General features: G+C 49.6%; 15 protein-coding genes. 2 read left to right on the forward strand and 13 right to left on the reverse strand.

Features of this window, described 5'->3' with window-relative positions; genetic code table 11:
- Positions 1-204: 204 nt before the first annotated feature.
- The 11 genes from BLQ88_RS17180 to BLQ88_RS17230 form a co-directional block, all read right to left on the reverse strand.
- Entirely contained in the window at positions 205-1,464 is a 1,260-nt protein-coding gene (locus BLQ88_RS17180; RefSeq protein ID WP_090152533.1) for an MFS transporter, read from the reverse strand.
- A gap of 21 nt (positions 1,465-1,485) precedes the next feature.
- Positions 1,486-1,725 carry a hypothetical protein gene (locus BLQ88_RS17185; protein ID WP_143016864.1) on the reverse strand — a complete coding sequence of 80 codons (240 nt, stop codon included), beginning with the start codon at positions 1,723-1,725 and terminating at the stop codon, positions 1,486-1,488.
- A 39-nt stretch (positions 1,726-1,764) separates the two neighbouring features.
- Positions 1,765-2,352: a TetR/AcrR family transcriptional regulator gene (locus BLQ88_RS17190; RefSeq protein WP_090152539.1), complete on the reverse strand. Its 588-nt coding sequence runs from the start codon at positions 2,350-2,352 to the stop codon at positions 1,765-1,767.
- A 133-nt stretch (positions 2,353-2,485) separates the two neighbouring features.
- Positions 2,486-3,967 (reverse strand): HsdM family class I SAM-dependent methyltransferase, encoded by a 1,482-nt coding sequence (locus BLQ88_RS17195; protein ID WP_090152541.1) that lies wholly within the window; start codon positions 3,965-3,967, stop codon positions 2,486-2,488.
- A complete protein-coding gene (locus BLQ88_RS17200; RefSeq protein ID WP_090152544.1) occupies positions 3,968-4,414 on the reverse strand; it encodes a type II toxin-antitoxin system VapC family toxin in 447 nt (148 codons plus the stop codon).
- Positions 4,411-4,638 (reverse strand): hypothetical protein, encoded by a 228-nt coding sequence (locus BLQ88_RS17205; protein WP_090152547.1) that lies wholly within the window; start codon positions 4,636-4,638, stop codon positions 4,411-4,413. The genes BLQ88_RS17200 and BLQ88_RS17205 overlap by 4 nt, the downstream gene beginning before the upstream one ends.
- Positions 4,639-4,679: 41 nt before the next feature.
- On the reverse strand, positions 4,680-5,342 hold the full coding sequence (locus BLQ88_RS17210; protein ID WP_090152550.1) for a hypothetical protein: 663 nt from the start codon (positions 5,340-5,342) through the stop codon (positions 4,680-4,682).
- Positions 5,324-5,824 (reverse strand): hypothetical protein, encoded by a 501-nt coding sequence (locus tag BLQ88_RS17215; RefSeq protein ID WP_090152553.1) that lies wholly within the window; start codon positions 5,822-5,824, stop codon positions 5,324-5,326. The genes BLQ88_RS17210 and BLQ88_RS17215 overlap by 19 nt, the downstream gene beginning before the upstream one ends.
- Before the next feature lie 128 nt (positions 5,825-5,952).
- Positions 5,953-6,975, reverse strand: coding sequence for an acetate and sugar kinases/Hsc70/actin family protein (locus BLQ88_RS17220; RefSeq protein ID WP_090152556.1), 1,023 nt, complete (start codon positions 6,973-6,975; stop codon positions 5,953-5,955).
- Between the two features lie 51 nt (positions 6,976-7,026).
- Positions 7,027-8,040 (reverse strand): hypothetical protein, encoded by a 1,014-nt coding sequence (locus BLQ88_RS17225; RefSeq protein WP_090152558.1) that lies wholly within the window; start codon positions 8,038-8,040, stop codon positions 7,027-7,029.
- Positions 8,041-8,060: 20 nt separating this feature from the next.
- Positions 8,061-8,759 (reverse strand): hypothetical protein, encoded by a 699-nt coding sequence (locus tag BLQ88_RS17230; RefSeq protein ID WP_090152561.1) that lies wholly within the window; start codon positions 8,757-8,759, stop codon positions 8,061-8,063.
- A 191-nt stretch (positions 8,760-8,950) separates the two neighbouring features.
- Here BLQ88_RS17230 and BLQ88_RS17235 point away from each other — a divergent pair, with 191 nt between their 5' ends.
- Positions 8,951-9,871 carry a sugar phosphate isomerase/epimerase family protein gene (locus BLQ88_RS17235; RefSeq protein WP_090152564.1) on the forward strand — a complete coding sequence of 307 codons (921 nt, stop codon included), beginning with the start codon at positions 8,951-8,953 and terminating at the stop codon, positions 9,869-9,871.
- Between the two features lie 784 nt (positions 9,872-10,655).
- Here the strand turns inward: BLQ88_RS17235 and BLQ88_RS17240 are convergent.
- Both BLQ88_RS17240 and BLQ88_RS17245 read right to left on the reverse strand, forming a co-directional pair.
- Positions 10,656-11,657, reverse strand: a complete 1,002-nt coding sequence (locus BLQ88_RS17240) for an alpha/beta fold hydrolase (RefSeq protein WP_090152567.1) — start codon at positions 11,655-11,657, stop codon at positions 10,656-10,658.
- 82 nt (positions 11,658-11,739) lie between these two features.
- Entirely contained in the window at positions 11,740-12,903 is a 1,164-nt protein-coding gene (locus BLQ88_RS17245) for an MFS transporter (protein WP_090152571.1), read from the reverse strand.
- A gap of 311 nt (positions 12,904-13,214) precedes the next feature.
- Here BLQ88_RS17245 and BLQ88_RS17250 point away from each other — a divergent pair, with 311 nt between their 5' ends.
- Positions 13,215-14,720 (forward strand): serine hydrolase domain-containing protein, encoded by a 1,506-nt coding sequence (locus tag BLQ88_RS17250; protein ID WP_090152574.1) that lies wholly within the window; start codon positions 13,215-13,217, stop codon positions 14,718-14,720.
- Positions 14,721-14,724: the final 4 nt, after the last annotated feature.

The raw sequence follows: 14,724 nt of genomic DNA on the forward strand, positions 1-14,724 counted from the left end.
GTTTTTGTCGTGGTAAATGTATCAATCATTTTAAATGAATAAAAAGTATTAAAAGAATTTTTTTATAAATATTTACAATTTATTGATTTTGAGACGTGTATAAACGGCTGTCACCCTGAGCAAAGTTGAAGGGCAAATGCGATAACGTCGCCGCACTGCCCTTCGACTTCGCTCAGGGTGACAAATCAACTAGATCAAAAACCTCTAAACCGCCGGATTAGGCGCATTCGCAGGCGTTACCGCTGCCAATTTTGCCGTCACATACTTGTGAATGCGGTACATCAGCAGCGCCGTTACGATCACCGCGAACACCACCACGTCGCCGAGCAACGGATAGTTTTCGATGAACCCTGTGCTCGTTTCAGAAACGATAAACCCTGCGAGTAGCGACGCAAGCCCACCGGCGATTTGCTGGATCGACGAATTGATACCCATATAGGCGCCGCGGTCGGCGGGGTCGGGGACGGCCGTCATGAGGGCCGAAGCGGAGATCATCCGGCCGGTGATCCCGATAAAAAGCAGGACATTCAAACCGATGATAATCCAGAGCGGCGTCACGCTGAGATTGCAATAGATAAGCGTCATGATACACGTCACGGTGGAGCCCATCAGGAACACTTTGTACTTCCCGGTTTTGTCGCTCAGCTTCCCGATCATCGGACTAAACACGAGCATCGAAATGCCGGTCACCATATACAATGTCGGGAGGGATGCTTCGGCAATGCCGAGGTTGTGTACCCCGAATGCAGTACCAAACGGCATCAGCATAAAGCCGCCGGTAGCGAGCAGTGCGGTGGCCGCAAAACCTTGGAGGTACTCGGGCCGCGATAGTGTTTTACCGAGGTGCTGGAATGCATTACCTTGTCGTGGAATTTTCAAATGCGCGTCGATTGGTTTCATTCGGGTTACGATGAAGACCCCGACGATCAGCCCCAGCCCGACGATCATCAGGAATGGCGCGTGCCAGTTGAACTGGTTGGCAAGGTATAGGCCGATGGGGATGCCCAATACCTGGCTGCTTGCGAAAGCCATTTGCACAAACCCCATTACCCGACCGCGAACATCGATCGCAAAAAGATCGGTGATAATGGCAAAGCTGATCGAGCCGATAACACCGCCGAAAATGCCGGTGAATACGCGGGCAGCAAGCAGCAAATGGTAAGTAGGGGCAATCCCGCAGAAAAACGTGCCGACCAGGAAGCCGACGTAGAAGAACAGCAGCAGTTTTTTGCGGTCGAATTTGTCGGCAAAACCGGCGGTAAGCAGGCCGGAAGCCCCGGCGCTGAATGCATATGCGGACACAACGAGGCCGAACTGGCTGGTGGTAATGGATAGTTTGTCGAGCAGGATGTAGCCTAACGGCGATAGTACCATGAAATCGAGTACAACTGTAAACTGCAAAGTGGCTAAAAGCGCTATGATGAACTTTTCATAGCCGGTAAAAGTGGGTTTGGTTTCGGACATAAAGTTTGATTTTGTAAATTTTTAGTCTGTTAATTCTTCGCATACGTAACCTGCGCGGGTAACCAGCTCGATCACCGGCCCGCAGTGCGCATGTGTGGCCTCGATACGCAATACCTTGTCGATATCGCCCAGATCGACGTTCCATTTCAGGATTTCCGGGCAGTTGTCCAGGGTACCGGCGATCGATTTCACTTGTTTGGGATTGTTGATGTTGGTCTTGAAAACCAGCACAAACGCCTCGGTCATTCTATGGTCGTTCATGGCAAACAAATTAAGATGTGGACCGGTTTCAGCTTTTTGCTAAGGTTTTAAAGCTTTTAACACCAATCCGAGTGTCAGATTGATTTTCTCTTCATCGAAAACAAACGGAGGGCGGCCAGGCATACTTTTGCCCGCAATATGGAACTTGACGAGCTGGTAAAGCGGTGCAAATGCAATGGACCAGTAAATTTCAACCGGTAATGGGACAATTTCCCTGCGGTCGATCGCATTGTGTACAAACCGCTGCATTGCCTGCAAAAACCGCGTATCTACCGTCGAACGCTCCACCAGCGGCGAATGCTTCACCTGCTCCATGAACGTCATGCTGTACGGATTTTCGAGGCAATACGTCATGCGATTGATCCACTGCCGCTTCAAACCTTCATCGAAATGTGCGTCCGGATCGAAATTCAGCAATGTAGCTTCGGTCATTTTGCGCGATTCGTCGGTGTACACCTGCTGGATCAGGTCTTCACGATCTTTGAAATAAATGTAAATCGTCGCGACCGATACGCCTGCGGCTTTTGCAAGTTTGTGCATGCTCAGCCCGTCGAAGCCGTGGTTCACAATCAGTTCTATGGCTTTTTCACGGATCTGCGCCTCCTTGTTAGCGTCTCTGATTCTCAATGTTCAATGTGTTTTTCATCATGCAAATATAAATGAACGTTCGTTTATTTATAGGTTTTTGGATTGATATTTGGGTACTATCTTGAGTAAATTGAAGTTGGAAAACGCGGGGATACCGTAATGCTTGCTCGGCTCAGAAGTGATCCGTAACGATAAAATTCTCGATTACTTTCTTGTTGTAACCCTTGTATCCACCCTGGAAATCCCGTCCCGCAACGGCGACAAAATTGGCCATGCGCTGGGAGTTAAGTTGTTCCAAAAGTTGCTGATAATCACCATCGTATTTAATAAAGTAACCTGAATACACAGTAACATCCGGGTTTTCGTACAAAATGAAATTGGGCTCGCGGTTCATAGGCGAGAAAATGATCTTCTTTCCAAAAGCATTATCGAGCCCCTGCGCCCGCCCGAACGCGTACCACGCCACCGCATTAGGCTTCCCGTTATCACGACGATCCAATTCGGATTTTACTTTAAGCAGATAAGAAAATGTTTGCGGAAAATCGGTTTTAAGTGTTTCCTCTGGGATAATGCGCTGTTTATCAGATGCATCTTTTTGGTAGGGAAATAGAATATATTCGGTCACGTCGTCGTCCGCGCCTTTCAGTTTGGAGCCTTTGATAATCGGTTTCAGCAGGTCTTTTTCCAGGTGTGTGAAGAAGCCATTCTTGTTTTTAGCATACACCACACCATTTTTTTCACTAATAATATTGAACAGGTACAATCCATCGGCCAATGTGGTAAGGCCTACGGAGATTTTACAAATGTCACCCAGGCGTTGCCCGTCCGGCTCGTTCTGTGCCTGGACGGACAGCTGCCAGGGCAAATCCTTCTTCAACTCCGAATGCGGAATAGCGCGGCCTTCATATTCAAACCGGTTATTCACACAATGCTCGAACCAAAACGGATCGCCCGGTTCGCCGCCGAAGATGGTGATGGCAGGGTAGGTCGAAGCCGCGCCAAAGACCGGTACCGTGCGATAATTGGTAATGTGCCGTAGGTTGCGATTTTTAAGAAAGTATTTGCGTAGCGGCCCGCCCGATTCCGAAACCAGGTAGGAATTTGGCGTTATCATCGCACAAATGCCGTTGACCGCCAATAGTTTCGATGCCAGTTGAAAGAAGGCGATGAATGCATCGGTCGATCCGGTACTGCAAAATGAATAATGTTTTTGAATGTATTTCCGCTGAATTTCCGGCAAATGCTGAATGCGGATGTACGGCGGATTCCCGACGATCAGGTCGAATTTTTCCTTCGAGCGCCATTGCTTTAGTGCGTCACACTTCTTCAAATTCCAGTTCACTTCGATACCGAGTGGCGCCACGAGTGCATCGAGGTTTTCACGGCATCGTGCAAGGGCATTTTTATCGATATCCCATCCGTGCAGATGTTGCAGTTTGTCAACCAACTGATCAACAGGCGTGGTACGGATGATAAACTCCGCCATAGGAACCAGAAAGCGCCCATCGCCGCACGCAGGGTCGAGCATGCGTTTTCTACTCAGATCAGCCTCATAAAAACCGCAGTGCCCAAGCATCTTATCGACGATATGAAAAGGCGTATAAACCTGGCCCAGCAATTTCTTGCGCGCATACGTGCGGGTTTGTGAAGCCATTTAGAAGTCGATACCTGGTTTTTTGTGTAGTGTTTTTATTACGAACTGGGATGGCGTCAGAATCCGGATATTTTCTGCGAATGGTTCGAAATCCGCTACATTGGATGTAATCAAGTAATCGCAATGTTCTCCCAATGCGGTTGCATACTGGAATGCATCTTCCAAATCTTTAAAACCTGCCGCCATACCCTTGGTAAAGACCGATTTGTCAGAAATACTGATATTTAAGAAGGAAAGATAGGCCTCCAACCTTGCGCAAAGCGCTTTCCCACGTATGCCATTTTTGCTCATGATATACACAAAAGTATACAATGAACCCGGTGAAATAAAAACCGGGATTTGATCTTTTCGTGCTTTAAAGAGAATGTAAGCAATTTCAAGGGGTTGGCCAGTCTGTCTTTCCAGCGCATGGTCGAGTAATGCGTTGGTATCCAGAAATAACCTCATAAGCGATGTTTATCGGCGATCATCATTTGTTTGATTTGAGCATCCGACAGCTTACTGAATGGCCCTTTGGCGCAGCCCATGAGTAGAAACGGCAGTGAGTTTCGGAATTCTTCTTTTTCTACCGACGTGGTGGCATGGTAGGGCGCCCTGAAATCCTCGAACCGTGCAATGTTCTCGGGTTGTTCGGGATATTGTTTGGCAGGTGTCTTTTTCAGATTTTTCATAAGGTTGACGAGTGTGTTACAAATGTACAACCGCAACATACTCATTTCAATTCACACAATCTGAATCCCTTTATCCTGCGGAGCGAATGAGTTACTACCGGTGGCGCGATGTCGGAGAAAGGCACTTCGTAAGTCGATTCGTTAAAGGAAAAGGTGGTTCCGTCTGTCCGGGTACGCTTCGTGCCTTTGTGAAAAAGCATGCCGATGTCGCCGTTTTCCAATGCCGCTTTATCAATAAACCCAAGTAAAGAGGCAATGGTGCCGTCGGTTTCGGATTGGTGGAAGGAAATGCAGAAGTAATGCGAGGTCTTGGAACCTGGCTTGTGAAGCTGCGATGAAGGGATATTTAAAACGTAGTCACCGGCGAGGATGCCGGAGCGGCGTTTCATGGATTTGATGTCGACGGCGAAATCTTCGGTGTCGGAGCGGATGAGGAAGTCCTGGCCCCAGTCCTGGCCATCGGTAGCGCCGAAGGAGCGGGTTGGGCGGGGTAGGTGGTAGCAGTCGGCGAAGACGATTTCCCCGAGCGTGCCCGTGAAGCGCATCATGCGCGTCTGCGCGAGGCGGTCGGCATTTTTATCCCAAATGTTCGAAATGTGGTGATGCTTTATCGAATGGTCGACCAGTTGACGGGCAAAAAGCTTCTGCTCGTCGCTGACGGAGATTTGAATATACGTGCCGTTGTTCAGAACAATTTGCTCCATGCAAACCTGATGGCTAGCAAAGTGAGTACAAAACCGATTAAAATGACCGAAAATGGAACGTAAGTAAATGCTACTAAGTGGATTCTATCGAAAAGCCACATTACGCCGATGAGCGCGGCGATTAAGGTAAGAAATCCTGATATTTTCCCAAAACCGGGTATCAGGGAGAATGGGATCTTGCTTTTGATCAACATCAGCGTGATCGCCATCGAAATGATGGGCAAATACTGTAAAACGATGTCGGCTTTCCAGATACTCTGGCGTTCGAAGAGGAAAAGATAAATGTTGAGCGTCACCGCGAAGATGCCCGGAATGCAAACGGCGTAAACGAGGACCGCGTAAACAATGCTCCAAAATTTAACATCCCGGCTTCCGTCGGCCATCATGCCTACCACCCACGCCGTAAATGGCAATATCAAAAAGTAAACTACCGCAGGCCAGGGATTAGATGAAACGGAGGCGAAGAATTGTTGGAGCGTCATGATTTAGGGAAGGAAAGGAGGAAAGGGATGAAGGGGATAAAAGGGTGGATGGAAGAAGGAGGAAGGAGAATAGGGCCGAGAGAAATTCCCTTCGTCCCTTTCCTCCATCCTCCCTTTCCTCCCTTATTTCAAAGCCCTAATAAAAACCCGATCGTAAAATTGGCATCCCAATCGAATACGAATTGCTGGCAGCCTGTGGCGTCGGTTACGGCTTTATAAATGTTAACTCCGGCTTTGGATTTGGCGTTGGTTAGTTTGGAATAGGCCAGGGGAGCGCTCAGTGTGGTGTAGCGTTCTTTGCCTTTGCGTACTTCCTTCGCCATTTCGAAAGGTACGCCGCCGATGATAAAGCAAGTATTGCGCAGGTTGGCAGGTACTTGTTTGGCCTTCGCGCTTACTTCCTGGTACACTTTCGAATCGTCGGTTCCGTCCTGGAAATATTTGGCACCGTAGGATTCCAGGGCTGAAATTTTGCCGCCGTTGATCCACGAGATCTTGGTGTTGCCCGAGCCAATGTCCACGACAAATGCCTTGTCCGCATAGTCGGCCGGCAATACCGATTTCAATGCCAGCTGGCCCTCCTGTTCGGCGGTAACCTGGTTCACCACATAGCCGAGCGACTTCAGAACGCGGGTAATTTTAGTGGTAACATCCGCCTTCGCAGCCCCTGAACTTACCACGAAATGAATGTCCTTGCTACCCACACCGTAGTCGAGCATGGTGCCAATGTACTTTTTCAAACCAATGCGCACGTCTTCGTCGGTGGCCATATTCTCGGTCACAAGGCTATTGCCGAACTCCGATTTTTCGAGTTTCCAGCGTTTTTCCTGATCGACAGTTATAACAAATGAGTTGAAACCGCTCGCGCCAAGCTCTACGACGCCTTTCAATTTGCCATCCACGGGCGCGGGCGACGTGTACGTAAATGCGCTCTCGCCCGAAGTGGTTGCTTCACTATTGGATGATGTGCCCGGGTCGGACGCGGTGCTTTCTGCCTCGCCGGTCGTGGCTTCCGTCTGAGGGCTTTGTGCCTGATCTTCGGCCATCTGGTTCAGGGCTTTCTGCCCGCCGAGGTACTTGTACCCAACGAAAATGGCCCCCAAAATAAGCGCGGTGATGATCAACCGGCCGGCAACTGTTAGTCTTTTCATGTAGTTATGATGTGTAAAATGAGAAATATGAAGCGAATAAATGAAGAATTATCAGTCGAGAAGCCCTTTGTAGCTGGAATCTTTCGGCGTATCTATCGATCGGGTAGTCGGCGCGGGCGAGTCCAGCTGGATCAGCCTAAACTGACCCGAGTTGTAAGCTTCCAGCATCGCCTGGCCTTTGTCGGATAGCAAACCATTCTGCACGTCCACGCCGTTGATAAAGTCCAGTGACAAATCCATCGCTCGTTTCATTTCCCCCAACTTCTGGCTCATATCGTCCTGAATGTATTCCATTGATTCGTCGAAATAGAACTTTTTATCAGGATTACCCTTGAAAATGCTGATCGCGGTACGCAATGCATTGGAGCTCTCTTTTACAATTCTATATTCAGCTTCTTTGAGTTTAACTTTTATCTCAGTCTCTTTAATAATGTAATCTGCGCTCTTGTTTACCTTTTCCATAAATTCGAGCACCGTCTTCATATTCCGCTGTAAGGGAAGCAGCTTCTCATTCATTTCCTGTAAACCAGCGCCTTCGATGGTCGCGAGCGATGCCGTTTCCTTCATACCCGGGCGGTCGAGCATCGTGCTCGCCTTATTAGCTTCGGCAAATTTCTGTTTGATGCGCTCGTTGTTTTCATTGATATTCTTGTTGAGCTTCACCAGTTGGCCCGCCAGCGTGTTAATCTGCCCTTGCATTTTCTCGCGCTTCTCTTTCAGGTCGTCGACGTAAATCTTCATGATCGCAATCGGGTCGAGCTTGATGATGAGGCCGGTAACGCTGCGCATTAGCGATTTGAAAAGGAAGAATGCTGCGGTACGAACATCTTTGCTGGTCAGCAGGAAGATCACGAGCGCGAGTACGGCCATCAGGAAGCCGAGATATAGCGTATTTTGGGTTACTTCGATCAGGAAAGCCGCGATTTTGTTCCAGAAATAGAGGGCCACGGCCCCGACACCTCCCAGGAAAAGGAGGGAAGTAATGCCTTCCGGTCGGCTCCAATAGGACTTCTTGGAGTTGTCCTCCTGCGAGCCGCCGATCTGGGTGAAATCTGGTGTTGCCATTTGATTTAGTTGTCAGGTTTTTATTGAAGATATTGATTGATTTTCGCCAGATCGGACTGGATCTGGTTTACAAAACTTACATACGTGACCTCGAAGCTGTCCTTGTTGGAATTGATCTTCGCGGTTTGCTCCGAAACTTCGCCCGAAATCTGCCCCAGGCGGTTCTTATTATCGTCGATTTTCTTTTGTAAATCAATGATTTGCTGCGCATAGGCCGCATTCGTGTCTTCCAGCTTTTTGTGCTCGTCCTGCAATGCACCCACCCGTTCCTTGATCGCCTTTTCGACGTCTTTCAGGAATGCATCGCGGTCCTTATTCAGGATTCCCAGATATTGATCGGCGGAAGTTTTGAGAACAGTGGTGTCCTTGGCGCCACCCATTGCCTTGAAACTCGCCCAAGCCGCCTGAAACTGCTTTTCTTCACCCAGGCCCAACCCATCCATGCTTTGCAGCGCCTGTTTGTATTCGAAATAATCGGGGCCAGGCAGGTTTGCTTTTTCGAGGAGGGTGACGAAATGCTCCGTAAACTTTTTGTCGATCTGGCCGGTTCCCGCCGCGTTCGTGACCGTCGCGGGAGCGGGCGTGGGTGCAGGCCGGGGAGATTCGGGAGCAGGTGTTGCCGCCGGTTTCGACGTTGCCGTGCCGGTAGCCGTTTCTTCTGCGTCTTTGATAAAAAAGCTGAGTATCTTCTTACCGATACCCGGTTCGGAGTCTGCCATGGGTGATAAAGTGTTTAGGTTCATTGTTTTTGTCGGATCAATATTACTAAAATTCGCATGATTTCATAGGGGGCGATATTTACCGGCGGTGCCCTGCATGGATGAAGCCGCTGAAATTTTGGATGGGATTTTCCGGTAATCCTTGAAAGCCGGTCGTTTTTTGTGGATGTTTGCCAAAAAACTGGATCCTTATGCTGAAATTAGGTTTTAATAGTGCAATCCTCGCCGATTTCGGCTTTGAACACGTCGTTCAATTTGCCGGAAATAATGGCTTTTCATGTGTGGAAATGATGTGCTGGCCGGCCGATAATGCCGACAGCCGCCGGTACGCGGGCGTGACGCACATCGATGTCAACAACCTCACCGACCATAAGGTATCGACCATCAAACACCAGCTCAGCGAAGCGGGCATCTTCATTTCGGCGCTGGGCTACTATCCCAATCCGCTCGATCCCGACCCGAACCGTTCGGAATATTACCTTGAACACATCAAACAGGTGATCCGCGGGGCGGCAAAGCTCGACATCCCCGTAGTGACCACCTTCATTGGCCGTGACCCTTCTAAAAGCATTAAGGACAACCTCGCGCGCTTCGCCGATGTGTGGCCTTCCATTGTAAAAGTAGCAGCGGAAAACAACGTGAAAATCGGCATCGAAAACTGCCCGATGTTTTTCACCGACGACGAATGGCCGGGAGGGAAGAATCTCGCGATCAGCCCCGCGGTATGGGACCGCATGTTCGAAATCATCCCCGACCCGCTATTCGGCCTGAACTACGACCCGTCGCATATGATCTGGCAAATGATGGATGAATTGCTGCCAATTTATAATTATAAATCGCGTTTACATCACGTCCATCTGAAGGATGCGAAAGTTTACAAAAATAAATTAAGTAATGTGGGCATTATGGCCAACCCGTTGGAGTATCATTCGCCCAAACTCCCTGGCCTCGGAGACGTAAACTGGCGCGGTTTCTTCGCCGCGTTGACCGATGTGCGCTATCGCGGACCGGTTGTGATTGAGGTAGAAGATAAGGCCTACGAGGGGAACATTACGGACGTGAAAAGCGCCATTCTCACCAGCAGGAACTATGTTAGCCAGTTTCTCGGATGACCGCATGGTCTAGAAAACGTTATAAGTGTATGGTTGCTCAATGAATTTCAATCAAAACCTACATTCGCTTGAAGTTACATGCCTGACGGCATTGACATCCTTCATGACTTCGTTGCTGTTGCTACCAATGTTACGTGCCTAATGGCACTGGATTGAGAATGAGCCCAATCGCGTAGCGATGTAATCTTGGTAGTAATGGAAACCTCCGGCGAGGAGGGAAATGCCGTCAGGCATGCAACAGCAGCGCAGGGGCTGTGCGATGTTGCGTTTTATTTAGAGTTGAAACACTGCAACAAAGCGTGTAATTTGTCTTTGCTTGCGTATGAAAGGCGACGTTTATACTTGCAGGAAGGCGCCTCTTGCGCTTACTTTGCTGTCGTGTCTCTGGCGTATCTCGTGCACTTACTTTGCTGTTACATGCCTGACGGCATTGACATCCGTAATAAATTCGTTGCCCTTGCTACCAATGTTCCGTGCCTAACGGCACTTGATCGAGAATGAGCCCAATCGCGTAGCGATGTAATCTTGGTAGTAATGGAAACCTCCGGCGAGAAGGGAAATGCCGTCAGGCATGTAACAACGGCGCTGGGGCTGTGCAACGCTGCGCTTCATTCAGGCTTGTGAAATGCCTCAACCAATGGCATAGCTCAGCTTCGCATGCGTATGTAGAGCAGCGTTTGTCACTGCCGCGACCGAAAAATGCCGCACGGTCAGCGATCCATACGGCATTGATAATAATTTATATTTGTAATTTACGTAATTAATAATTGTAAATCATAATTTACTACTTCTCCAAAAACCGCAATAACGGCGTTATAAACCTTTTAAAATCCTCGACGTGCGGCAAATGCCCGATATTGTCCAGCGCCACTAATTCACTGTTGGTGATCTTCGCCTTCGTTTGTTTACCCAGCTCCGGATAATTTCCAAGGGTTTTTCGCACATTCTCAGGCGCCAGGTTCTTGCCCACGGCGCTGCGGTCGCGCTGGCCGATGATGAGCAGCGTGGGAGCCTTAATCTGCCCGAATTCATAGCAAACTGGCTGTGTATAGATCATATCATACGTCAATGCGCTGTTCCAGGCCACTCTGGGATAGTCTTTCCCCAGCGTCCAGCCGGCGAGAAGGTTCGCCCATTTGGTATAAGCGTCCTTCCATTTGCCGTCGTAGTAGCTGTTCAGCTGATAGTTTTTAATGGAATTGAAATCGCTTTTCAGCTCGCTCATGTACCATTTGTCTACGGGCTGGAACGGCACTTTCACCTTGTAATCTTCCAGGCCGATCGGGTTTTCGAGGATGAATTTTTCGACCATTTGCGGGTACATCAATGTGAAACGGGTAGCCAGCATTCCGCCCATCGAATGGCCCAGAACGGCCACTTTGGTAATGCCCAGCTTATCCAGGATCTTTTTGGTATTGGCTGCGAGATCATGAAACGAGTACTGGTAATGCAGTGGTTTGGTCGATTTGCCGAAGCCGATCTGGTCGGGGATGATCACGCGAAAGCCTTTTTCGGTTAATGCTCTGGCCGTTTCTTCCCAGTAGGCGCCGTTGAAATTTTTCCCGTGCAGGAGCATAACCGCCCGCCCGTTCGCGTGCGTAGGGCGCACGTCCATGTACGCCATGCGAAGCTTTTCGCCCTGCGATTCGAATTCCAGGTAATCGACTGGAAAAGGATAGGTATACGCTTCCAGGTTCATATCCAGCGGCCGCAGCGAGTCGTTTTGCGCATTGACGGCCGTAAGCGAAAGGAATAGCAGGCCGATGCCCAGGCTGAGTTTTTTCATAGGTTTTGAGCTTTGAAAAATAAAAAGAGGATAACGTCGCCGCTATCCTCTCCCAGGAGTGAAAAATATGTACCAGTATGTCTTAGTCGATCAAACGGGCTTTGGTTGACAGATAGGCCGTCAGCGTTGCCAGTACGCCTACGATCGCGAACGACCAGCGGAGGTTGGCAAATTGCGCAACGATACCGATCAACGGCGGGCCGATGAGGAAGCCGATGAAGCTGATGGATGAAACCGCCGCCAGCGCCATTCCTGCCGACATGGTTTTAGATTTGCCGGTAGCGCTGTAAACCAGCGGAACAACCGATGATACACCGAAACCTACCAGCAGAAAACCGATTGTTGCAGTAATAAGGTAGGGGAATGCAACCGCGATGGCAAGTCCGCTACCCATCAATGCACCGCTCAATTGCAGCATTTTACGACGTCCGAGGCGGTTGGCAAGCCAGTCGCCGGCGAAACGGCCGCCTGTCATGGTGCCCATAAATGCCACGTAGCCGAGGGTAGTCATCGAAGACGGCACGTGAACCGCTTCCTGGAAATAAACGCCGCTCCAATCGAACATCGCACCTTCGCAGACCATCGCACAGAACCCGATCAGGCCGAGTGTAAGCAGGTCGCGGTCGGGCTTGACGAACATCGGCTGTGCTTCGTCCGAGTCTTTTTCCGTATCCGGCATCGTGTGCTTGTAGGCCGTGAAAATAACGGCGAAAGCCAGTAACGCAATGACGATGAAGTGAATATGAGGAGGAATGTGTACCGAAATGAACAGCGAGCCGATCATTGCGCTCACAAAGCCCGCAAGGCTCCACAAGCCGTGAAATGAGGCCATAATCGATTTTCCGTAGACTTGCTCCACCGCCACAGCCTGGGTGTTTACCGCAATGTTCGTAAGGTTACCCCAAAGCCCGAATGCGAACAAGGCGATTACGAGTTGCTCGGTGCGGGTTACGAAACCGATGAATGTCAGTGTAATAGCATACAGAACGGCGCCGATCAGCACCATTTTCTTGCTGCCGTAATGCGTTACCATCCAGCCGGAAATGGGCAAGCTCGCCATTAAACCGAGCGGAAGTGCCAGGAGCACGGTACCAAGGCCGCCTTCTGTCAGGTGCAGCATGTTTTTAATGTCCGGGATCCGGCTCGCCCAGGCGGCGAAGCTCAGGCCTTGCACGAAGAAGAAAGCTGCGACGGCCCATCTTAAATATTTTCTGGAATCGGAAGGGGCGAATATTGAATAATTCATGAGTGGTGTGATTCTTAGGTCTTTTATATAATTTTTTTAATTTTCTCTGGATTTGGCCAAGTGACTTGAAAATTGCATTCTGAATAGTTTTCAATCCTTAGTACTGCAAAATTAACGCATTTGACAATCATTAGATTCAATCGAATTGTACTTTTTTGATGATATAAAAAAGTATGTATTGTACTAATCTAAGAATCGAGCGACTTGAATTATTTACCGGCTGATAATAGGGCAGTTATCAGGAAAAAAGTAGGCAAAACGACCTGCGTTTTTTAAATTCACCGTTTCCCTAACCAACCCCTGCATCAACAATGCGCATCATTTTTACCACATTCTTAAGTTTACTCACCCTTCAAGCCTGGTCACAAGCGGGCTCGCCGGAGCGGCTGGAAAAGATCAAAGCGACCTTACCGGTGATGGAACGGATGTACCAAGATTATTCAGAGAAAAACCATTTCCCAGGTCTGGCATTCGGGCTGGTGGTGGATGGGAAGCTGCTGCTGTCCGGCGGTAATGGCTTTTCTGAGATTGCTACTTCCACGAAAGCAAGCCCGAAATCGCTTTTCCGCATTGCCTCTATGTCGAAAAGTGTGACGGCCATGGGCATTCTCGCATTGCGGAAGGAGGGGAAGCTGAAACTCGATGACCCGGCCTACCTCTATATTCCGGAATTGAAAAATATGCCGTCGCTTACCAAAGATGCGCCCTCAATTACCATTCGGCATCTTCTCACACACATGGCCGGCTTTCCGGAGGATAATCCGTGGGGCGACCGCCAGCTCGATACCAAAGACGAAGACCTGATCACATTGATTTCCAAAGGCATTTCCTTTTCCAATGTGCCGGGTGTGACTTACGAATATGCCAACCTGGGCTTTGCCATGCTGGGGAAGATCATCACCAACGTGTCGGGCAAGCCGTATCAGCAATACATTAATGAAGTGATTTTCAAACCACTGGATATGACCAGTACCATCTGGGAATACACCGAGGCACCCAAAAATCTGCTGGCGCACGGTTACCGCTACGAAGACGACATCTGGAAGGAAGAGGAGCTGGAACACGACGGGACCTATGGTGCCATGGGAGGGCTCATTACTTCCATCGACGATTTCAGTAAATATGCAGCCTTCCATTTGTCGGCCTGGCCGCCTTCTTCCGGGGCTGAAACCGGCCCGGTACTGCGCAGCGATGTGCGGGAAATGCAAATGCCCTGGAATTTCAGCAGCCTCAATGCCTCCTATAAATACCCGAACGGACGCCCCTGCGCGATGGTTTCCGCTTACGGGTACGGGCTGCGGTGGAGCAGGGACTGCGAGGGCAGGACGGGCATCGGTCACACGGGCGGGTTGCCGGGTTTTGGCAGCCAATGGCAGATATTTCCGGAGTATGGCATCGGCATCATCGCCCACGCGAACCGTACGTACGCGGGCATGGCGACCATTAACACCGCTGTGCTGGACACGATCATTGCATTAGCCGGGCTGAAACCGGTGCCGGTCTCCGTTTCGAACATTTTGAAACAACGAAAAGAACAACTTGTAAAGCTGCTGCCCACCTGGCTGAATGCGGAGCAAAGCGGTATTTTCGCGGAAAATTTCTTTCCCGACCGCTCCGTACCGCACCGCCGCAAAGAGTTGGATGCATTGCTCGCCAAAGCGGGTACCATGACCGGTTCAACCGAAATGGTGGCTGAAAATCAACTCAGAGGCACATTTATGCTGAAATGCAGTTCCGGAAACATCCGCGTGTTTTTCACGCTTTCGCCCGAAAACCCTGCATTGATCCAGCAGCTCGATTTTTCGTTGGCAAAATAATGTT

It is taken from the genome of Dyadobacter soli (assembly GCF_900101885.1).
In the GTDB taxonomy this organism is placed as follows: Bacteria; Bacteroidota; Bacteroidia; order Cytophagales; family Spirosomataceae; genus Dyadobacter; species Dyadobacter soli.